Consider the following 21,030-nt stretch of genomic DNA (forward strand, 5'->3'; position numbering starts at 1 on the left):
CATGACCGACTCCGTCACCAGTCGTATTCCGGGCTTCTACAAGAAGTCACTGCGCGAACGCCTCGCGCGCCTCGTCGAGACGGGGCGCCTCTCGCCCGAGTCCATCGCGTTCTTGGAGGCGGGCGGTGGCCTGCCGGCCGACGTGGCCGACCGCATGAGCGAGAACGTGGTGGGCTGCTACGGGCTGCCCATGGGCATCGCCCTGAACTTCCGCGTGAACAACCGCGACGTGCTGGTGCCCATGAGCGTGGAGGAGCCCTCGGTGGTGGCCGCGGCCTCCAACGCGGCGCGCCTGGTGCGCATGACCGGTGGCTTCACGGGCAAGGCCAGCGCGTCCATCATGACCACGCAGGTGCAGTTCGACGCCGTGCCCGAGCCCGATCAGGCCACGGCGCGCATCGAGGCCATCCGCGAGCGCATCTTCGCCACGGGCGACGCCAGCATCCCCGGCATGGTGCGGCGCGGCGGCGGCTGCCGTGACCTCGACGTGCGCGTGCTGGACGCGGCCGAGGGCATCTTGGTGGTGCACCTCTACGTGGACGTGGGCGACGCGATGGGCGCCAACGTGGTGGACACCGTGGCCGAGGCCGTGGCGCCGCTGCTGCACGCCGAGATCGGCGGCCAGATCGGCCTGCGCATCCTCAGCAACCTGCCGCTGCGTCGCACCGTGAAGGTGTCTTGCGAGGTCACCGCCGACGCGCTCGGTGGCACCCGCGTGGCCGACGGCATCGCCAAGGCCAGCCGCTTCGCGGAGCTCGATCCGTTCCGCGCCGTCACCCACAACAAGGGCATCATGAACGGCTGCGACTCGGTGGCGCTGGCCACTGGGCAGGACTGGCGCAGCCTCGAAGCCGGGGCGCACTCGTTCGCGTCGCGCGACGGGCAGTACCGGCCGCTGGCCGTCTGGCGCCGCACCGAGACGGGCGTGCGCGGCGAGCTCGAGATGCCCATGGCGGTGGGCACCGTGGGTGGCTCCACGCGCGTGCACCAGGGCGTGCGCGCGGCCTTCGAGCTGATGGACCTCGAGCGCGCCGGCGACCTCGGCATCGTCATCGCGGCGGCCGGTCTGGCCAGCAACCTCGCGGCGCTCAAGGCGCTGGCGGGCGAGGGCATCCAGGAGGGGCACATGCGGCTCCACGCACGTAAGGCCGAGGTGGCCGAGCGCAGTGAAGAACAGGGGGCGCTGCGTCGCGCCCTTGGCGAGGGAAAAGCGCCATGACCGACGCACGCATGGGCTCTGGGCAGATGTTCGACAACATCGCCGACGGCTACGACCGGCTGAACCGCATCATGTCCATGGGCGTGGACCAGAGCTGGCGCCGTAAGACGGTGGCTGCGCTGAACGTGACGCCGGGCGCACGGGTGCTGGACCTGGCCACGGGCACCGGTGACCTCGCGATTCAGATCGCCGAGACGCACCCCGACTGCACCGTGGTGGGCGTGGACCCTTCCGTGAACATGCTGCGCGTGGGCCGCACCAAGGTGGACGCGGCCAAGCTGAGCAAGCGCGTGACGCTGCTGGAGGGTGACGCGCAGTCGCTGCCGTTCGACCCGGGCTCGCTGGACGCGGCCTGCATCGCCTTCGGTATTCGCAACGTGCCCGACCGCGAGCGTGGCTTGCGCGAGATGGCGCGCGTGGTGAAGCCCGGTGGGCGCGTGTGCGTGCTGGAGCTCAGCGAGCCGAAGCAGGGCGTGCTCAGCCCGTTCGCGCGCTTCCACATCCGGCAGGTGGTGCCGCGCCTCGGGGCGTGGCTCTCGGGCAGCAAGGAATACCGCTACCTGCAAGAGAGCATCGCGGCCTTCCCGGACCCGGAAGACTTCGCCGCCATGATGGAGCGCGCCGGCTTGCAGATGGTCTCGCTCGAGCGCCTCACGCTGGGGGTCTGCTGCCTCTACGTGGCCGAGAGCAAGGGCGGGAGCACCAGCGCATGAGCCAGCGCGCCGCGCAGCGCGAGTGCTCGGTAGAGGCCCTCTCGGCTGAGGCCGCGGCACGCACGCGCACGCCCGAGGAGTGGGCCGCCGACACCCGGCGCGCGCTCCGCGAGGCGCTCGGTGCGCACGTGGGGCAGCGGGTGCACGTCACGGTGCCGGCGCCCGAGGCGCACCCGGCGCAGCTGTTCGAGGCCGGTCGCGAGCGCGCGTCGGTGTACTTCCATCCGCCCACGGGCCTGGCCATCGCCGGCCTCGAGGTGGCGTTCGAGTGCCTGCAGGACGCAGGCCTCGCGGCGCAGCAGCGCGCCATCGCGGAGCGCCTCGCCGGTTTGGTGGTGGTGGCTCCCGAGGGGGCGCCCGCACCGCGCATGTTCGGTGGCCTCGCGTTCGCGCCCGGCGCATCGGTGGGCACGCCGTTCGCGCCGTTCGGCGACGGCCTCTTCGTGATGCCCCGCGTGCGCTACGCCGTGAACCCCGGCGGTGGCGCGGGCACGCAGGCCTGGCTCTCGTTCTGCGTCACGTCGGGTGCCGACGACGACGCGCTGCTGAGCGACGTGGACGGGTTGATCCAGGCGCTGGTGCGCGCGCCCAAGCAGCCGGGCGCCGCCACGGCGGTGCACGTCACGCACCTTCCGCGCGAGCGCTTCATCGGCATGGTCAGCGACGCGCGCGCGGCCATCGCGGCTGGCGACCTCGAGAAGGTGGTGCTGGCGCGGCGCTCGGAGGCCAGCGTGGCCGATGGTGCGCTGCCCGACGCCGTGGACATGCTGGCGCGCCTCGACGCGCGCTTCGGCTCCTGCACGCGCTTCGCTCTCTTCCGCACGGATACCGACGGCGAGCGCGTGGCATTCCTGGGCGCCACGCCCGAGTGCCTGGTCACGCGCAGCGGCGACCGCGTGCACACCGAGGCGCTGGCGGGCTCCATGCCGCGCGGCGAGAGCGCGGCGCTCTTGGCCAGCGACAAGGACCGCCGTGAGCACCGCTTCGTGGTGGACGCCGTGGTGAGCGCGCTCGAGCCGCACTGCACGGCCGTCACGCATGACCCGCAGCCGGGCACGCGTGAGCTTCCGGACGTGGTGCACATGCGCACGCCCATCGAGGGGCGCCTTCGTGACAGTGCCAGCGTGCTCACCCTGGTGGGCGCGCTGCACCCCACGCCTGCGGTGGGTGGTGTTCCGCGCGAGGCCGCCGTCCGCTGGATCGCGGAGCGCGAGCCCGTGCCACGCGGCTGGTACAGCGCCCCCTTCGGCTGGACCGATGCCAGCGGCGACGGCAGCTTCGTGGTGGCGCTGCGGTCGGGCGTGGTGCGCGGCGGGCGCGTGTCGGTGTATGCCGGCGCGGGCATCGTGCGCGACTCGCGGCCGGACGCAGAGTACGACGAGACGGAGCTCAAGATGCGGGCGGTCTTGGGCACGCTCGCGGGCGCCTGAGGCGGAGCGCGCATGATCGCGGCACCCGATCTCCAATACACCGCGGCCTGCTGGCTGGTGGACGCCATCACGCGGGGCACGGGCGCCACGCGCTGGGTGGTCAGCCCGGGCTCGCGCAGCACGCCGCTCGTGCTGGCCCTGCACGCGCTCGGGGTCCCGCTGCACCACGTCATCGACGAGCGTGCGGCGGCCTTCTTCGCGCTGGGCGTGGCGCGCGAGACGGGCGTGCCCGCGCCGTTGCTGTGCACCAGCGGGACCGCGCTCGCGCACTACCTGCCCGCCATCATCGAGGCGTCCGAGACGCGCCTGCCCATGCTGGTGGTGTCGGCCGACAGGCCGCCCGAACTGCACGGCTGGGGCGCCAACCAGACCATCGCGCAGCACGGCATCTTCGGCGCGTTCGTGCGCGCAGAGCTGGACCTCGGCACGCCCGAGTCGCTCGCCCAGCTGGAGACGTGGGGGCCGCGCCTCTCACACTTCATCGAGGCGGGGCTGGTTGGGCCCGACGTGGGGCCGCTGCACCTGAACGTGCCGTTGCGCGTGCCGCTCGAGCCCAGCGTGTCTCCCGACGCCGAGGCGCTGCAAGCGCTGGCGACGGTGCGGCAGTGGGCCGAGCGCGTGCCCCAGGTGGTCCGCCGCGCAGCGCCAGCGTTGCCCGTGGATGGCGTGGACGAGCTCCTCCGCGCGGCGCGTGGCTGCATGGAGCGGGGCGGTCGCGGGATCATCACCGTGGGCCCGCTCGCTGTGGACAGTGACGTGCCCGGGGCGGTGCAGCGCCTGGCGCAGGCCACGGGCTTCCCCGTCTTGGCCGAGGCGGCCAGCCAGTGTCGCTTCGGCGCGCAGCTCCCGGGAGTCACGTGCGTGGCGGGCTTCGACGCGCTGCTGCGTGGTCCGGTGGGCCGTGCCCACCTCGCGCCCGAGCTGGTCATTCAGGTCGGCGCCACGCCCACGTCGAAGAGCCTCGAGCTGATGGCGCAGGCAGGGCAGGGCGCCCGCTTCGTGCTGGCCCCCTTCGGTCGCCCCGACCCGAGCCGCAACGCCCAGCGCGTGCTGGTGGGAAACGTGGCGGCCGCGCTCGATGAGCTGTGCGGTGAACTCCCGCAGCCCTCGGCCGCGACCCCCACCGTGAGCGACTATGCCAACGCGTGGCGCACCCTCGACGCGTGCTTCCTCGAGCTGGCAGCCCGCAAGCTGAGCGAGGACGATGCGCTGAGCGAGGGTGAGGTGGCTGTGGCCGTGGTCGCCAGCCTGGGTGAGCGCGACGCGCTGCTGCTGGGAAACAGCCTCGCCATCCGCCACGTGGACGCGTACGCCACGCGCACCCGCGCCATGGGTCCGGTGCACAGCCAGCGCGGCGCCTCGGGCATCGATGGCCTGCTCGCCGGAGCTGCCGGTGCGGCCTCGACGGGGCGCCCCGTGGTGGCGCTCCTGGGAGACGTGAGCTTCCTGCACGACTTGGGCGGCCTCGGCGCTCACTTCCCCGGCAGCTCCGTGACCGTGGTGGTGCTGCAGAACGGCGGCGGGCGCATCTTCGAGCTGCTGCCGGTGGCGAACCACCCGGGCGCGCCAATGAACAGCTTCACCACCGACCACCGCGCGGACCTGGCCGCCGCGGCGCACGTCTACGGCCACGCTCACACCGCCGTGCGTAGCCGCGCCGACCTGCATGCCGCGCTCGCTGAGCACATGGGCAAGCCGGGCCTGCACGTCATCGAGGCCATCGTGCCGCCTCACGATGCGGGTCCGCGCCAGCGCGCCATCTACGCGGAGGTGGACAGCATGCTCCGTGAGCGCCAAGGAGCGAGCGCATGAGTATCGTCTTCCTCCACGGCTTCACCGGCGGTCCCACCAGCTGGGACGCGGTGCTCGGTCACCTGCTGAGCGGTCCGTGTGCTGCGGAGCGCAAGCTCTGCCCCGTCATCACCGGGCACGAGGGCAGCGTCACGGGCCCACGCGACGCATGGCCCGCGCAACCCCACTCCTTCGAGGCGGAGGTGGACCGCCTGGCCGCGCTGCTGCCGCGCGGCACGTTGCACCTGGTGGGCTACTCGCTGGGCGCGCGCTTGGCGCTGGGCCTCCTGGTGCGCCACCGCGTGCGCTTCGAGACCGCCACGCTCATCGGCGGGCACCCGGGCCTCGATGACGCTGCAGCGCGCACTGCCCGCGTGGAGGCCGATGACGCGCTGGCCGCGCGCCTCGAGCAGGCTGGCCTTCCGGCGTTCGTGAAAGAGTGGGAGGCGCTGCCGCTGTGGGAGTCGCAGCGTACCCTCGCGCCCGCGAGGCTCGCCGCCCAGCGCGCGCTGCGCCTCACGCACGACGCGCCTCGCTTGGCGCATGCGCTGCGCACGCTGAGCCTCGGCCGCATGCCCTCGTGGACCAGCGCGCTGCCCACGCTGGACCTCCCGGTGACGCTGGTGGCGGGTCACGGCGACAGCAAGTTCCGCGCGCTGGCGGAGGGCATGGCCGCAGCCCTGCCGAGCGCCCGCCTGCAGGTGCTCGGAGACGCGAGCGCGCCCTTCGGGCACAATCTGCTGCTGGAGGCGCCGGGTGACCTGGCGCGTGTGATCGTGGAGACGGTGGATGTCTGATGTGCGACCGGGGTCCCCGCGGGCGTGGCTGCTCGCCTCGCGTCCCGCGACGCTGAGCGCGGCGCTCGTGCCCGTGGCGGTGGGCACGGCGTGCGCGTCGTCGCACGGCGGCACCCAGTGGTTGCCCGCCGCGGCGGCGCTCTTCGGCGCGTGCATGATCCAGATTGGCACCAACTTCGCCAACGACGTCTTCGACTTCGAGAAGGGCACCGACGACGAGACGCGCCTCGGTCCCGTGCGCGCCGCGCAGGCTGGCCTGCTCACCCCGGCGCAGCTCAAGCGCGGCATGCTCGCCAGCTTCGGTCTCGCCATCCTGGCCGGGCTCTACTTGGTGTCGGTGGGGGGCTGGCCCGTGGTGGCCATCGGCGTGGCCAGCGTGGCGTCGGGCATCGCCTACACGGGCGGTCCGTTTCCTCTCGGCTATCACGGCCTCGGCGATGTCTTCGTCATGCTGTTTTTCGGCTTCGTGGCGGTGTGTGGGACGGAGTACGTGCAGCTCGTGGGCATCACCGCAAAGCACGTGGAGCTCGCCAGCCACTCGGGCACGCTGGGGCTTCCCACCACGCTCGCGTGGTTCGCCTCCGTGCCAGTCGGGGCGCTCGCCACCGCCATCCTCGTGGTGAACAACCTGCGTGACCGCGAGGGGGACGCTCGCAGCGGAAAGCGCACGCTGGCCGTGCGCCTCGGTGCCACCGGCGCGCGCGTCGAGTACCTGCTCTTGATCGTCGCCACCTATGGCATCCCCGTGTACCTCTTCTACACTGGGCTAGTGGGCTCGCTCGTGTTCGTGGTGTTTGCGACTTCTCCGTTCGCAGCGACGCTGCTGCGAGCGGTGTGGGTGCGTGATGGTGCGGCGCTCAACGACACACTCACCGGCACTGCCAAGTTGTTGCTCGTGTACGGCTTGCTGTTCGCGGTGGGGATCGCGGTGACCACATGAAGCTCGGGCTGACGCTCGCACCGCTCGCGGGTCGGCTCGATCAGCCGGTGGAGAACTCCGTCGCCAGCTTTCGAGAGCGTCGCGGTTGGCTGGTGAGTGTCTTGTTCGAGGGGGTGCGCGGACTGGGCGAGGCGTCGCCGCTCAGCGGATACTCATCCGACACGGCGGAGCAGACGGAGGCCGCCTTGCGCGCGCTGGGCTCCACGCTCGAGGTGCAGGCCGACACGCTCGAGGCCTTCACGCGCTCCGTTCTCGAGCACAGTGAGCGCCTCCCGCGCGAGGCCTACGCGGCGCGCTTCGGGCTCGAGAGCGCGCTCTTCGATGCGTACGCGCGCTTCCGTGCCGTGCCCCTGTGGGCGGTGTTGAGGCACGGCCTCGAGCTCGCTCAGCGCGACGCCCAGGTGCCCACGCGGCTCAGCGTGGCGGCGTGGATCACCTCGCTCCAGCTGGACGACGCGCGCGCGCGCTTCGACGAGGGGTCGCACACATTCAAGCTCAAGCTGGGTCGCGACCTGGACGCCGAGCTGGCCTTCGCGAAGCAGGTCCGTGAGCGCTTCCCCGCGGCCCGGCTGCGCTTCGACGCCAACGGCGCGCTCTCGGGGGCGGCGCTCGACGCGACGCTCAGCGCGCTCGGGGGGCTGGACATCGAGTTCCTCGAGGAGCCGAGTCGTGTCCTGCCAGCGCGCTCACCGGTTCCGCTGGCGCTCGACGAGTCCCTGCGTGGACTCGAGCCCGAGGACGTCATCGATCACCCGGACGTGCGGGCCTGGGTGCTGAAGCCCACGGCGCTCGGCGGTCTGTTGGAGACCGCGCGCTTCGTGAGGGAGGCTCAGGCGCGCGGGCTCGACGCCGTGGTGTCGCACACGCTCGAGGGGCCCGTGGCGCGCGCCACGCTGGGTGAGCTCGCGCTCGCCATCGGCAGTGGTGTGGCGGTGGGTCTCGGTGATCACCCCGGCCTGCGCGCGCTCGTGCCGCCCTTCGAGGTTCACGCCCCCGCCTTCGCCGCCGAGGGCTACTTGGCGCCGCACCAGACGCCGGGCTTCGGTCACGTGGAGGTGGACTTGTCCATCCGCGAGGCGGCGCGTCAGCACCCCACCCGTGCGGCGCTCGTGGGTCCGGGCTTCGTGCTCACGTATGCCCAGCTGGCCGAGCGCTGCGCGGACCGTGTCGCGGCCTTCGAAGCGCAGGGCGTGCGTGCGGGGGACACGGTCGCCTTCGTGCCCACGCTGGACGTCGCCGGCGTCGTCACCATCCTCGCCGCCATCGAGGCGGGCATCTGCGTGGTGACGCTGCACCCGCGCGCGACCGAGGAGGAGCACGAGCGGGTGGTGCGCGAGAGCGGGGCCACGCTCCTCGATCAGCGGTCATCTCGTCTTGCGCACGGTGAAGCGGCCCGTGAGGTGCGCCCCGAGGCGCCGCTGGCCATCCTCTTCACATCGGGGACCACGGGCAGCCCCAAGGGCGCGGTGCTGCCGCGCCGCGCGTTCGTAGCGTCCGCGTGGGCATCCCGCGCGCGGCTGGCCGAGGGCCACGGGCCACTCGCGGAAGCTCACGTGGATCGCTGGCTGCTGTCGCTGACGCCCGCGCACATCGGTGGACTCTCCATCATCGTGCGCATGCTGGTCACGCGTGGGACGGTGGTGCTGGCGGGAGCCCCCGAGTTCGACCCGCGCTCGTTCCGCGGGCTCATCGACGACTTGGGGGTGACGCACGTGTCGCTGGTGCCCACCATGCTGAGCCGGCTGCTGGACGCGGGCTTCCGAGCGCCGCCCACGCTGCGCACCGTGCTGCTCGGAGGCGCTGCGGTGGAGCCGGCACTCGTGGCGCGCGCGCGCGCGGCAGGGCTCCCGGTTCGCGCCACCTACGGCATGACCGAGGCGTGCTCGCAGATCACCACGCAGGCCAGCCATGACGAACCCGGCTGCGGTCGGCCGCTCGATGGTCTCGAGGTGCGCTCCCGGGAAGGCGTGCTCGAGGTCCGCGGCGCCACGCTCTTCTCGGGCTACCTGGGGCAGCGCGAGCACCTCGACGAGCAGGGCTGGTTTCGCACCGGCGACCTCGGCCGCGTCGACGAACACGGCTTCGTGCACGTGGAGGGCCGGCGCCACGACCTGATCGTGAGCGGCGGCGAGAACGTCTACCCCGCCGAGGTGGAGGCGCGCCTCGCCGAGCAGCCGGACATCAGCGAGGCGGCGGTGTTCGGGGTCTACGACGAGACGTGGGGTCAGCGCGTGGTCGCCGCGTGCGTGCTCCGGCCGCTGCCCGCTGGCGCTGGAGAAGACGAGCCGTCGGACCCGCAGGCGCGGGTGCGCACGCTGGACGCGGCGCTCGCCGGCGTGCTCGCGCGCTTCAAGCTGCCGAAGGAGTACTGGGTGGTCGACGCTCTCCCGCGCACCTCGCTCGACAAGGTGGCGCGCAGCCGGCTGCAAACCCTCTCGGAGTCTCCCGGCACCGTGGTGGTGGACGTGGCGCGCCTGCGCAGTTCCGGCCGGCCTCACTGAGCGGCGCGGCGGCCGCGTGGGTGGTAGCCTCCCCGCGATGACCAGCACCCCCCGCACGCTCCACGCGCTCCTCGGAAACAGCCAGCGCCTGGACGGTGGCAGCATGTTCGGAAACGCCCCGCGCGCGCTCTGGGAGCGCTGGATCGCGCCGGACGAGCGGCACCGCATCCCGCTCGCGTGTCGCTGCCTGCTGGTGCGCGAGCCTCATCGCAACATCCTCTTCGAGGCCGGCATCGGCACCTTCTTCCCGCCCGCGATGCGGGATCGCTTCGGCGTGCAGGAGTCCGAGCACGTGCTGTTGCGCGAGCTCGCGGCCCACGGCCTCACCCCGGCAGACGTGGACGTGGTGGTCCTGAGCCACCTGCACTTCGATCACGCGGGCGGAGTGCTCACGGCCCACGACGCCGAGCAACGCATGCAGCTGGTCTTTCCTCACGCGCACTACGTGGTGGGGGCGCGCGCCTTCGAGCGGGCCCTCGCGCCGCACGCCCGCGACCGGGCGTCGTTCATCCCCGAGCTGCAGGCGCTGCTGCAGGAGACGGGTCGGCTCGAGCTGGTCCCGAGCCCGTCAGCCGGCGCGGAGGGCGTGGCATTCTCCACCACGCTCGGACCGGAGTACCCGCTGCGCTTCGCCGAGGGCCACACGCCCGGGCTCATGATGGCCGAGGTGCCGAGCGCTCACGGGCCGCTGCTCTACGCGTCGGACCTGATTCCCGGCGCGCCGTGGGTGCACCTGCCCATCACCATGGGCTACGACCGCTTCCCGGAGCGGCTGATCGAGGAGAAGGAGGCGCTGCTGAACGACCTCGAGGCGCGCGGGGGTGGGCTGTTCTTCGTGCACGACCCCGAGGTGGCGTGGGCCCGCGTGGCGCGCGACGAGCGCGGGCGGTTTCACGCGGCCGACCCACAGCCCACACTCTAGGAGGCACTGGTGGACTCAGACGTCATCCGTAGGCTGCGCGACCGACTCGTCGGTCACGGTCGACCCTCCATCCTTCCCGGTGGTGATGGAGCGGACGACGGACGGACGGGTCCAGATCGGGGTGCCCACGACCAAGGCGCGTCGCGCGAGCGCGTGGCGCCGCTGGCGGAGCTGCTGTTCCTCGCGATGCACGCTGACGGGCAGGCCACGGACAGCGAACAGCTCGCCGTTCGCGGAGCCGTTCGCACGCTGACCGATGGCCTCGTGCCGGGGCGCGTGTCCGACACCATGGTCGACGCCTTCGAGGAGCACCTCGCGCGCGACGGCTACGAAGCACGCCTGCACACCGTCACGCAGCGGATCGTCGCCGACCGTGATGACGCCGAGCTCGGCGTCTTGCTCTTCGCGGCGGTCGCGCTGTCGGATGGGGTCGTCGATGCGGCCGAACGCGAGGCCTTCGAGCGCGTGGCCGAGGAGCTCGGAGTCTCGCCGCCGCGGCTGGCCCAGTTGCTCGGCGACGTCCCCTGAGGCGGTCAGTCCTCCGACAGCCAGACCTCGTCGACGGTGATGGCCGACTCTTCGAGGCGGAGGCGAACGTGGTGACGCTCGCCACCGGCGCGAGTGGCGCGAACGCGGGGGAGTCGGGCGGCGTTGACGTACGTCGTTCCGTCGACCTCGACCGCCCAGGTGCGCAGTCGGCCGTCGTCGAGCGGGTAATGCATGTGCCCTGCCACCACGGCGAGCACTCGCAGCCCGCGTGCGCGCGCGTGGTCGACCGCGACCCGCAGGTCGCTGTCGCCGTGATCGCCCTCGCCGGGATGGAAGTCCCTGCCCCATGGCGCAACGGGGGAAGCGCCGAGGCCAGTCGGCCCGTTGTGGGCGAGGAACACGACCGAGTCCGTCTCGACGCCATCGACGAGGGAGACGAGTCGCTCGGCTGACTGGGCCACCGAACCGAGTCCGAAGCGGCTCTGCATCGCCTCTGCGAAGGGCCATTGGTCGCCGCCCATGGCGTAGGGCCGACCCGAAACGACGGTCACGCCCGACTCGCCGACTGCGACGACGTGCCGGTCGAAGCCAGCGAAGCGTACGTTCGCTCGCCGCGTCGTCGACTCACCGCGCGCGACGACGCCTCCGAGGGCCAGGAGCGCCGAGCGGCCCACCTGATGCCCGAACTCCGCACGCAGGAGCGGAGCGTGCTCGCAGTCGTTGTTGCCCGGCATGACCACGACCGGAGTGCGCAGCTTCGCGATGGTGCGAGCCACCCGAACGTCGGCGTCGCGAGTGCCCGGGCCGAGGTCCCCGACGAACCACAGCGCCTCATAGCGACACGCATCGAGTTGGTAGACGTCGGTGGCATCGAACGAGCCGTGCAGGTCACCGACCACCCCAATTTCGACCATGGCGGGTGCGGCCTCGGACGCGGACACGGTCATTCGAGGCGCGCCCGAAGGTGAGGGGCAAGCGAAGACCGAAAGCCTTCCGTGCTCAGCTCCTGAGCGACGAGCTCGACTTCATGAGCGGTTCGGGCGCTGACCGATGCTTCTCCAAAGGCCCAAGAGAATGCGTGCAGGTTGCCGAACCCGGTGGGAGGCACGTCCGGCGCCGGCAGCGAAGCGGTGAAGTCGAACGTGGAGGTCGCGGGTGTGCTCGAGCCCCGATCGAGCGACGACTGAACGCGAGTCGTGTCCGCCACGTGACATGCGGCACAGCTGACCTCCGCGGTGGACACCAGGTTGGGATTGGCGAGCCTGGCGAGGAGATCGACGCCCTGTGTGAACTCGGCCGGGCTGAGCGCCTGGGTGCTGTCGGTGCCGAGCAACGCGTCCGGAAACCAGGACACCGAGAACGGTGTTCCGAAGCGAAAGCCCATGGACCCCTGGTCCGTGAACGAGTCGCTGGTCGCGGACACCCCCGGGATGCTCGAGAGCGAGAAGGTTCCATCGTTCGCTCGATCGAACACGCCAAAGAACCAGTTCTTGGAGCGGCCCGTAGCCATGAACGTGAAGCGCGTGAGGGTGCCTGCTTCGCAAGCGGTGACCAGAGCCGTGCGAATCGACTGAGCGTAGGGGCTCCCGAGGCCTTCACGCAAGAGTCCCGGGTGCACACCGAGCGGCCCGGCCTCGGAGCCGGTCTCCCGAAGGGCCACGAGCAGGTCCACGAAGTGCTCGTCATCCAGCGTATAGAAGAGGTGAATCGCTGCGTCCGAGAGACTCGGTGGCTCCGGGTCGTTCGTCAGCGGAAACAGAATCTGCGCCACCAAGCGCACCTGACGCTGGCATGGCGTCACATTGTCGAAGCACGGATCGACTCGCGCAGAAGTCACGCGAAGCCTCGGATACACGTCCGTCGAACCGGCTCCCTCGGCCAGCCTCGGAAGCTCGCCGCTCGCGTCACCCAGTCGCCCGAACAGCGCAACTGGAAGGAGCTCTTCGCTCATCGAGATGAGCAGGTCGTCTTCGCCCATCTCGGGATGGGGGAACAAGATCGCCACGTCATTGGCGCTCGGAGCATAGGCACCCGAGGGAGAGGGGGAGTCCGAGCAGCCAGCCAACGAGACGACGACCAGCGAGAACAGCGTGCGCGCGACCCGGAGCGACATTCGATAGTTCATGTGAGGTACCAGGGGAGGGTGTCGCCGTCCTAGCACGCTGGGGCATGGCCGTGCCGTGAGCGAGTGCTCTCGGCGCGAGAGCCTGTCATGCTCGCCGGGTGCGACCGCCTCCGCTCCCGCTTGCGCCTCGAAACCTCGTCACGGCCGCGGACGTGCAGATGGAGCTGGCGCGGCTGTTCGGGGGCACGTTCGAGCGCGACCTGGTCGTCTCGGTCTACGGCGACGAAGACGCCGAGGGGGCCGTGTCCACCTTCCACGAGCTCATGCGCTCACTCGAGATGCACGGCGGCGCCGAGGCTGGGCCACGGTTTCAAGACGCCATCGTCGAGCCTCCCAACGCCACCACCATCGAGCGCGCGCTGCTCACACTGAGTCATGCGGACCGCCAGCGACGATTGCTGGATCAAGTGCTCACCACGTTCGGGCACCACCTCATCGACCCGCTCGGCGCCGTGCTCAACGCGGGCCCCGACGGCGCCCTCATGCGCGAGCTGACCACCGTGCGCGAGCGTGTCATCGCGGACCTGGGCGCGCTGCGGGTCACGCCCGAGACGCGCTCCATCGTCATCGCCGATGTCAGCAAGCTGCTGAGCGACGACTACCTGGCCATGATGGTGGAGCACGAAGAGCGCGAGCTACGGCCGCGCGTGAGAGAGCTGGCTCAGGAGATCCTGCGGCTGATCGGCGACATCTTCCATCACGCGCTCGGCCGCTGGCCGGAGCACGCACGCTCCATCGCGCACGCGGTGCGGCGGCGCCTCTCCGGGGAGGTGCGCCTGGCCGAGCTGCCCCACCTGCTCCGTGAGCAGGTGCTGGACGGCATCGAAGAGTTCCTCTGGGTGGAGACCAGCAACGACATCGAGGGCGCCCTCCGGTCCATGTTCGCAGCGCGCCGGGGCATCGTGGACGAGCCGCCCACCCTCGAGCGCAGCGCCTACCGCTCGTTCGCGGTGGGCTGCTGGAAGCTGATGACCGAGCACGCCTGAGCGCGGCTCAGAGCCACCAGCGGAGCAAGTGGGCCCACCAGGGCGCGGGTCGCTCGCGGGGTTCCCAGTCGTGTTCGGCCATGTTCGTCGTGCTCGCCATGTCCTGCTCCTTCGCTCTCTGACGCGCGTTCCATCACGCGTCTCGCCATCCTCGCGCCGCTGCGATCCCGGACCAAATTTCGTGTGACGCAGCGCGGCAACGGGTGGGATGCGTCAGAGCCCCGTGTCGTCCGCGCCTCGGCTCAGCACGTAGGAGACGGCGCGCGTGAGCATGCCCCCACGCTTCGAAGCCAACACCTTCACGATTGCCACAAAGAGCACGCTGCGTCCGTTGTCCATATCCATGGTCTGCCTTCTTTCGTGGGGCGGTCTCGCTGACCGTCTTCCCCTCTAGATGCGGGGTGCGTTCGAAACGGCTCAAAAAAAGATCCGGTGGGCTCCGCGTCATTTCTGGGTGGTGCGTCTCCGCGCCAGCTCTGGTAACTTCCGTATCCCTGTAAGAGGAGCCCGCCGATGGAACAGACTCAGACCCGCTCACAGAAGACCACCTCGACGCCGTCCATCGCGGACCTGGTGTCGCGCACCCGGGAGCGCTTCGACACCGGCATGACCCGCTCGCTGCGCTGGCGCCTCGCGCAGCTCGACGGCCTCGCGCGCTTCCTGGTGGAGCGTGAGTCGGAGATCTACGACGCGCTGGCCGCCGACGTGGGCAAGCCGCGCTTCGAGGCCTACCTCGCCGAGATCGGCTACATGAAGACCGACATCGAGCACACCAAGAAGCACCTGCGCGAGTGGGCCGCTCCGCAAGAGGTGCCCACGCCCATGGTGGTTCAGCCCGGCAAGAGCGAGATTCACAAAGACCCGCTCGGCGTGGTGCTCATCATCGCGCCGTGGAACTACCCCTTCCAGCTCATGATGGCGCCGCTGGTGGGTGCCATCGCGGCCGGCAACTGCGCCGTGCTCAAGCCGTCGGAAGTGGCGCCGGCCACGTCGGCGCTGTTCGCCAAGTTCATCCCGCGCTACGTGGACCCCGACTGCTTCCCCGTGGTGGAGGGCGCCGTGAAGGAGACCACCGAGCTGCTCCACGAGCAGTTCGACCACATCTTCTACACGGGCAACGGCAGCGTGGGCCGCATCGTCATGGCCGCGGCGGCCAAGCACCTCACGCCCGTCACGCTCGAGCTGGGCGGCAAGAGCCCGGTCATCGTGGACAGCACGGCGGACCTCGACATCACCGCCAAGCGCATCGTGTGGGCCAAGTTCGTGAACGCCGGCCAGACCTGCGTGGCGCCGGACTACATCCTGGTGGAAGACCGCGTGCACGACGCGCTGGTGCACCGCATGGTCGCGTGCATCCGCGAGTTCTACGGCGACGACCCGCAGCAGAGCCCGGACTTCGCGCGCGTGGTCAACGCACGTCACCACCAGCGCCTCATGAAGCTGCTGGGCGCGGGTGAGATCGTGGCGGGTGGCAAGGGCGACGAGGCCGACCGCTACATCGCGCCCACCATCATCAAGGACGTGCCGGAAGACGCGCCGGTCATGCAGGACGAGATCTTCGGGCCCATCCTGCCCGTGCTCTCGGTGCCCAGCGTGGACGCCGCCATGGCCTTCATCAACCGCCGGCCGAAGCCCCTGGCGCTCTACCTCTTCTCGAGCGACGAGCGCACGCACGAGCGCGTGCTCAAGCGCACCACCTCGGGCGGCGTCACCATCAACCACGGCTGGTTGCACTTGGGCGTGCCGGACCTGCCGTTCGGCGGCGTGGGCGAGAGCGGCATGGGCGCGTACCACGGCAAGCGCAGCTTCGACGTGTTCAGTCACCAGAAGGCCGTCTTGCGCAAGGGCACGCGCGTGGACCCGCCGGTCATGTACCCGCCCTACTCCGAGTGGAAGCAGAAGCTCGTGGCGCTGCTGGCCTGAGCCGCCAGCGCTTCCGCCGATAACCAGGAGCCCTGGCGCGCATGCGTCAGGGCTTCTTCTTGACGTCCTCGGTGGTGACGCCCACGTGCAGGTACACGCCGGTGCTCGGCCGCGGAGGCCCGAGCGATGGACGGCGCGAGTCGGCGGTTGGCGCCTGGCTCTGCCCCACCATGGTGTCCTCGGCCTCGAACTCGTTCTCTTCGCTGGGCGCGCCCGCCGCAGCCAGCGCCAGGCCGTCGAGGTCGGTGGACTGTTCCGCAGGGGGGGACGAGCTCCGACGCGGTGGTGGCGCAGAGCTGTTGTAGCGGCCCGGCGGCAGCGACGTCCTCGGCCCGGGCGGCACGCTGACACGGGCGGCCGGCACCGGGGACACGAGCGACCCGTCCTTCTCGCGCTCTGAGCCCGGGGGAAACGCTTCGGCCAGGTACGCGCCCACGCGCGCGGTGCCCAGCTGGATGCGCTGCGCCGCCGCGAACCCTTCGATTTGCCGCTGCAGCACGTCGGCGCTGGCGGGGCGCGAGCTCGGATCACGCGCCAAGGCGCCCGCGAGGATCTCGTCGAGCACCGCCGGAAAGCCGCTGCGCCGGGTGCTGGCAGGCGGGGCGTCCACGTCCATGAGCGCACGCCGGAGGCGCTCGCCGCGGCCGTCGTAGAGCCGCACGCCGGTGGTCATCTCGTAGAGCAGCACGCCCAGCACGAACACGTCGGCGCGCCGGTCGGGGGGCTCGCTGCCCAGGATCTGCTCGGGGGCCATGTAGCCCGCCGCGCCTCGCCCGTCGCTGCCGGTGGCGTCCAGGTCCGAGCGCGGCACCGCGCACCCGAAGTCCATGAGGCGCGCCAGGCCGTCGCGGCCCAGCACCACGTTCTCGGGCGCGAGGTTGCGGTGCACCAGCTCGCTGCGCTGGCCGTAGGCGTTGGTGAGCTCGTGCATGTGGTGCACGGCCGCGCAGAGCTGGCTGACCACCGACAGCGCGAGCGCCATGGGCAGCGGCGTGGCGCGCTCGCGCTCGGTCTCCATGACCCACTTGAGCGTGGGCCCGGGAATGAACTCGAGCGCGATGAACCAGGCGCCAGACTTCGGGTCGCGCTGCAAGTCGTACACGTGCGGGATGCTGCGTTGACGAAGGCGCGCCAACAGCAGCGCCTCACCCTGGAAGGCCCGGAGCGCGCTCGTCTCCGTGGTGAGCGCATCTTTCAAGCGCTTGACCAGCACCTCGCGGACGAAGCCTCCGTCTCCGTGTTGGAGCGCGGTATAGGCATCGCACAGGTCATTGTCGCCGAGTCGGCGAACGAGCTGGTAGCGGCCGAGCCTCTCTTCCATTGGCGCTCATCGTAGCCCTCTTTGCGCCGCCAGCGTCCCACAATCGAATGTGGCACAGTCCCGCCCATGGCCGATTCTGCTCTTCGTAGCGCGCTCTCGCGCGTGCCCGGCGCCGACAAGGCGCTGCCCTTCCTGGACATCGACGGTCCGGTCAACGTGGTGCGCATCGCCTGGGACCGCCTGCGCGGGCTGCCTTACGGGAACGTAGTGTTCAGCCGCATGATCGGCCGCGCGGCGCCCTACACGGGCAGCATCCGTGCTGTGGTCACGGACCTGACCGAGGGACACAGCCAGGTGGTGCTCAAGGACCGCCCGGAGCTGCGCAACCACCTCGACTGCGTGCACGCCATCACCCTCGCCAACCTGGCGGAGATGACGGGCAACGTGGCGCTGGCCTACGGGCTGCCCGACGACGCGCGCTTCATCGTGGCGGGTATGGACCTCGAGTATGTGAAGAAGGCGCGGGGCACCATCACGGCCACCAGCGACTTTCCGCCCATTCGCACTTCGGCGGTGTCGCACCACGACATCCCCGTGGTCATGAAGAACGCCGCCGGCGAGGTGGTCACGCGCGCCACGCTGCGCACCCAGGTTGGTCCCAAGCGCAAGCGCGCCTAGAGGAAGCCGAACCCATCCCGTCGACGTTGACGTTGTCGTGGGCGTCGTCGTGGTCCTTGACGGCGACGGCGACGGCGACGGCTATCGACTCGTCGCAAGTGCAGTGGCGACCAAGGGACGGTTCGGAGGGTTTGGGTGGGCTTCGGCTGTCGATGAATACAGCCTGTTTCAGGCACTTGGGCACCCCCGGCTGAAGCCGAGGGCAGCAAACCAGGCCCCGGCGACCTGAAAGTCCGCCCGAGGCGGACTAACTGGAAGCGAGGTTGACGACCGTCCTACCAAGGTTACCCGGACACCCCATGCCGCGAGGCTCCTCAGACCTTCTGCGTCCGGGTACCTCGGGTAGAACACACCCTGCTGTCAGCCACGTAGTCCGCGCCGTCAGGCGGGGACTTTAAGACTATCCATGCGTGGTTTGCTGCCCTCGGCTTCAGCCGGGGGTGCCCCAATTCGCCTTCCCAGAAGCCGATTCGGCTTGCCGGTCACCACCCAGGACTTGGGACGAGTCGCCGTCAAGGCCCACGTTTGCGACAACGACAACGACAACGATAACGACAACGACAACGTCGACGTCGAGGGAGCGTGTGGGGGTCCTCGTGGTCGGTTCAGCCCTGCCGTAGGGGCTTCACCGGCTCCCGGGAGGCTCCGAGTTGGTGCGCCCGGTCTGCGACGACGGCAGGGTGCCCAGGCGCTTGGCGCGGTCCTGCCACTTGGCGCGCGCCATCTCGCGCATGTCCTGCACGGCGTCGGCCTCGTCCACGATCTCCATGCCCAGCACCGTCTCGATGACGTCTTCCATGGTGACCAGGCCGTCCACGCCGCCGTGCTCGTCGCTCACCACGGCGATGTGCTCGCGCGAGTCCAGCATGCGCTCGAAGAGCGCCGGCACGGGCAGGGTGGAGGGCACGATCAGGTGGTCTCGCACGAACTCGCCCACGACGCGGTGGTGATCTTGGCGCGCCGCGCGCAGCAGGATCTCGTTCTTGAGCACGTAGCCGATGATGTTGTCGATGCCGCCGCGCCCCACCGGGATGCGCGAGAAGTTCATGGCGCCGGGCTTGTCCAGCACCTCGGCCAGCGTGGTCTTCTCGTCCAGCCAGAAGACCACCGTGCGCGGCGTCATGATGTCGCGCGCTCGCAGGGTGCCGCAGTGGATGAGGCTGCGCAGGATGCGCGACTCGGTGGGGTCGATGGTGCCGCCCGCTTCCGCGAGGCCCGCCATGGCCGCGATCTCGGCGCGCGAGATGGACGGAGTGGGCTCGCGCCCGCGCTTGATGGCCATGGTGATCAGGTCGCTGAGCCACACCAGCGGCAGCATGAGCTTGATCATGGGGGGCAACACGTAGGCCACGGGGACGACGAAGCGCTGCCAGTAGACCGCGCCCAGCGTCTTGGGGATGAGCTCCGAGAGCACCAGGATGAGGAGCGTCAACACGGCGGACGCGATGGCCAGCTTGTCCGACCCCCAGATGCGCGCGGCCTCGGCACCGGCACCCGCGGCGCCGAGGGTGTGCGCCATGGTGTTCAGGCTGAGGATGGCGGCCAGCGGCCGGTCCACATCGGCCTTGAGGTGCCGGAGCTTGGCCCCCACGTGAGGGTGTGCCTCTTCGTAGTGGGCCTGGAACGACGGGGTGATGCTCAGCAGCGAGGCTTCGAGCAGCGAGCACGTGAACGACACGCCGAGGGCGACGCTGATGTAGATCAGCAGCAGGGTCATTTCGGAGAGCTCGACAGGGGACCGGTGGTCCCTGGCGCCGGGGCCAGCGCGTGCGGGCTGGGGAGCGCGTCGGCGCCACGCGGGAGGTGCGTGACCAGCCGTGTTCCCCGCTTGTACGTGAGGTAGGCCCACACCCACTCGAAGAGCACCATGGCGCGGCTGCGGAAGCCGATGAGGTAGACGATGTGGACGAAGCCCCAGGCCAGCCAGGCCAGCAGCCCGCTGGTGGTGAGCACGCTGGACTGCACCACCGCGCGGGAGCGCCCGATGGTGGCCATGATGCCCTTGTCTACGTAGCGGAATGGCTTGCGCGCCATGGAGCGGAGGTCGCCGCGAATCAGCGTGGCCACGTAGCGCCCCTGCTGGATGGCGACGGGCGCGAGCCCAGGCAGGGCCTCGGTCTCACCAGCAGGCACGAAGGCCGCCATGTCTCCGATGCAGAGGATGTCGGGGTGGCCCAGCACCGCGCAGTTGCTGTCCACGCGCACCTGCCCGCGGCGCGTGAGCTCTACACCCATGCGCTGCGCCAACGACACGGGCTGCACGCCCGACGCCCACACCACCAGCGACGCGGGGATGAGCTCGCCGGCCACCACCGCGCCTTCGGCGGTGACATCGGTGACGGGCGCGCCGAGGCGCAGCTCTACGCCCAGCTCTCGGAGCTGGTGTGCGGCAGACTCCGACAAATCGGGCCGGAAAGGGGCGAGCACGCGCTTGCCCATCTCGACCAACACCACGCGGATGTCCTTCGGGTGGATGCGCTGGTACTCGTCGGCCAGCACGGTGCGGCCCAGCTCGCTGATGGCGCCGGCCGTCTCCACGCCGGTGGGGCCGCCGCCGATGACCACGAACGTGAGCAGGCGCTTGCGCACCGTCTCGTCCAGCTCTTGCTCGGCGGCCTCGAACGCGAGCAGCACGCGCTCGCGAATCTGGATGGCGTCGCGCATGTTCTTGAGGCCGATGGTGTGCTGCGCCCAGTCGTCGTGACCGAAGAAGTTGGTCTTCGCGCCGGCCGCCACCACCAGCCAGTCGTAACGGAGCCGTGCCCCGTTCGCGAGCACGACCTCCTTGCGGTGCTTGTCCACTTCGAGGGCCTCGCCGAGCACGACGCGCGTGTTGGGCTGCCGCCCCACCACCGAGCGAATGGGCACTGCGATGGCGCCCGGGCTCAGGCCCGACGTGGCCACCTGGTAGAGCAGCGGCTGGAAGAGGTGGTGGTTCTCGCGGTCCACGACCGTGACGTCCACGTCCACGCCGTCCAGCGAGCGAGCCGCGTTGAGGCCGCCGAAGCCTCCTCCGATGATGACGACTTGCTTACGTTGGCTCATGGGCAGCGCTAACCATGACGCGTTTGGGACGAAGGGGCCAGACCCGTCCACGCCACGAGGGAAGTGCGTGCGTGCTCGAAAGTATGATACCTATGGCCACGAGAAGCCGACGATGATGGGACCACGACAAGGGAGCTGTCCGAACTGCGGCGGCCCAATCGAATTCAAGCTCGGTTCGTCGGGCGCGATGGTGTGCCCCTGGTGTCGGCA

17 protein-coding genes are annotated in these 21,030 nt (G+C 70.6%); 12 read left to right on the forward strand and 5 right to left on the reverse strand.

Annotated elements, in window-relative coordinates; all coding sequences use genetic code 11:
- The first annotated feature begins 1 nt into the window (after position 1).
- From IPI43_22180 to IPI43_22220, 9 genes are all read left to right on the forward strand, one after another.
- Positions 2 to 1,219 (forward strand): hydroxymethylglutaryl-CoA reductase, degradative, encoded by a 1,218-nt coding sequence (locus IPI43_22180; GenBank protein MBK7776805.1) that lies wholly within the window; start codon positions 2 to 4, stop codon positions 1,217 to 1,219.
- Positions 1,216 to 1,932 carry a bifunctional demethylmenaquinone methyltransferase/2-methoxy-6-polyprenyl-1,4-benzoquinol methylase UbiE gene (gene ubiE, locus IPI43_22185; protein MBK7776806.1) on the forward strand — a complete coding sequence of 239 codons (717 nt, stop codon included), beginning with the start codon at positions 1,216 to 1,218 and terminating at the stop codon, positions 1,930 to 1,932. The genes IPI43_22180 and ubiE overlap by 4 nt, the downstream gene beginning before the upstream one ends.
- A complete protein-coding gene (locus IPI43_22190; protein ID MBK7776807.1) occupies positions 1,929 to 3,362 on the forward strand; it encodes an isochorismate synthase in 1,434 nt (477 codons plus the stop codon). The genes ubiE and IPI43_22190 overlap by 4 nt, the downstream gene beginning before the upstream one ends.
- 12 nt (positions 3,363 to 3,374) lie before the next feature.
- Complete coding sequence (gene menD / locus IPI43_22195) at positions 3,375 to 5,174, forward strand: 2-succinyl-5-enolpyruvyl-6-hydroxy-3-cyclohexene-1-carboxylic-acid synthase (protein ID MBK7776808.1); 1,800 nt, start codon at positions 3,375 to 3,377, stop codon at positions 5,172 to 5,174.
- Entirely contained in the window at positions 5,171 to 5,950 is a 780-nt protein-coding gene (locus IPI43_22200) for an alpha/beta fold hydrolase (protein MBK7776809.1), read from the forward strand. The genes menD and IPI43_22200 overlap by 4 nt, the downstream gene beginning before the upstream one ends.
- Entirely contained in the window at positions 5,943 to 6,890 is a 948-nt protein-coding gene (locus IPI43_22205) for a 1,4-dihydroxy-2-naphthoate polyprenyltransferase (protein MBK7776810.1), read from the forward strand. Before IPI43_22200 ends, IPI43_22205 begins: the two co-directional genes overlap by 8 nt.
- Positions 6,887 to 9,391: an AMP-binding protein gene (locus tag IPI43_22210; protein MBK7776811.1), complete on the forward strand. Its 2,505-nt coding sequence runs from the start codon at positions 6,887 to 6,889 to the stop codon at positions 9,389 to 9,391. Before IPI43_22205 ends, IPI43_22210 begins: the two co-directional genes overlap by 4 nt.
- Positions 9,392 to 9,428: 37 nt before the next feature.
- The gene (locus IPI43_22215; protein MBK7776812.1) at positions 9,429 to 10,313 is read left to right on the forward strand and encodes an MBL fold metallo-hydrolase; all 885 of its coding nucleotides are present in this window, start codon (positions 9,429 to 9,431) and stop codon (positions 10,311 to 10,313) included.
- Positions 10,314 to 10,466: 153 nt separating this feature from the next.
- Positions 10,467 to 10,841: a TerB family tellurite resistance protein gene (locus tag IPI43_22220; protein MBK7776813.1), complete on the forward strand. Its 375-nt coding sequence runs from the start codon at positions 10,467 to 10,469 to the stop codon at positions 10,839 to 10,841.
- 5 nt (positions 10,842 to 10,846) lie between these two features.
- Here IPI43_22220 and IPI43_22225 read toward each other — a convergent pair whose 3' ends face one another.
- Positions 10,847 to 11,716, reverse strand: a complete 870-nt coding sequence (locus tag IPI43_22225) for a metallophosphoesterase family protein (protein ID MBK7776814.1) — start codon at positions 11,714 to 11,716, stop codon at positions 10,847 to 10,849.
- Positions 11,717 to 11,745: 29 nt separating this feature from the next.
- Positions 11,746 to 12,915, reverse strand: coding sequence for a hypothetical protein (locus IPI43_22230; protein MBK7776815.1), 1,170 nt, complete (start codon positions 12,913 to 12,915; stop codon positions 11,746 to 11,748).
- 170 nt (positions 12,916 to 13,085) lie between these two features.
- On the opposite strand from IPI43_22230, the gene IPI43_22235 reads away from it, so the two are divergent.
- A complete protein-coding gene (locus IPI43_22235; GenBank protein ID MBK7776816.1) occupies positions 13,086 to 13,913 on the forward strand; it encodes a hypothetical protein in 828 nt (275 codons plus the stop codon).
- 513 nt (positions 13,914 to 14,426) lie between these two features.
- Positions 14,427 to 15,836 carry an aldehyde dehydrogenase family protein gene (locus tag IPI43_22240; protein MBK7776817.1) on the forward strand — a complete coding sequence of 470 codons (1,410 nt, stop codon included), beginning with the start codon at positions 14,427 to 14,429 and terminating at the stop codon, positions 15,834 to 15,836.
- 46 nt (positions 15,837 to 15,882) lie between these two features.
- On the opposite strand, the gene IPI43_22245 is transcribed toward IPI43_22240, so the two are convergent.
- Complete coding sequence (locus tag IPI43_22245) at positions 15,883 to 17,157, reverse strand: serine/threonine protein kinase (GenBank protein MBK7776818.1); 1,275 nt, start codon at positions 17,155 to 17,157, stop codon at positions 15,883 to 15,885.
- 66 nt (positions 17,158 to 17,223) lie between these two features.
- Between IPI43_22245 and IPI43_22250 the strand changes: the two genes are divergently transcribed.
- The gene (locus IPI43_22250) at positions 17,224 to 17,775 is read left to right on the forward strand and encodes a DUF4442 domain-containing protein (protein MBK7776819.1); all 552 of its coding nucleotides are present in this window, start codon (positions 17,224 to 17,226) and stop codon (positions 17,773 to 17,775) included.
- Positions 17,776 to 18,400: 625 nt separating this feature from the next.
- Here IPI43_22250 and IPI43_22255 read toward each other — a convergent pair.
- Together IPI43_22255 and IPI43_22260 are read right to left on the reverse strand one after the other, a co-directional pair.
- On the reverse strand, positions 18,401 to 19,492 hold the full coding sequence (locus tag IPI43_22255; protein MBK7776820.1) for an HlyC/CorC family transporter: 1,092 nt from the start codon (positions 19,490 to 19,492) through the stop codon (positions 18,401 to 18,403).
- The gene (locus IPI43_22260) at positions 19,489 to 20,820 is read right to left on the reverse strand and encodes an NAD(P)/FAD-dependent oxidoreductase (GenBank protein MBK7776821.1); all 1,332 of its coding nucleotides are present in this window, start codon (positions 20,818 to 20,820) and stop codon (positions 19,489 to 19,491) included. Before IPI43_22260 ends, IPI43_22255 begins: the two co-directional genes overlap by 4 nt.
- Positions 20,821 to 21,030 lie beyond the last annotated feature (210 nt).

The organism is Sandaracinaceae bacterium (assembly GCA_016706685.1).
GTDB lineage: Bacteria > Myxococcota_A > Polyangia > Polyangiales > Houyiibacteriaceae > JADJJE01.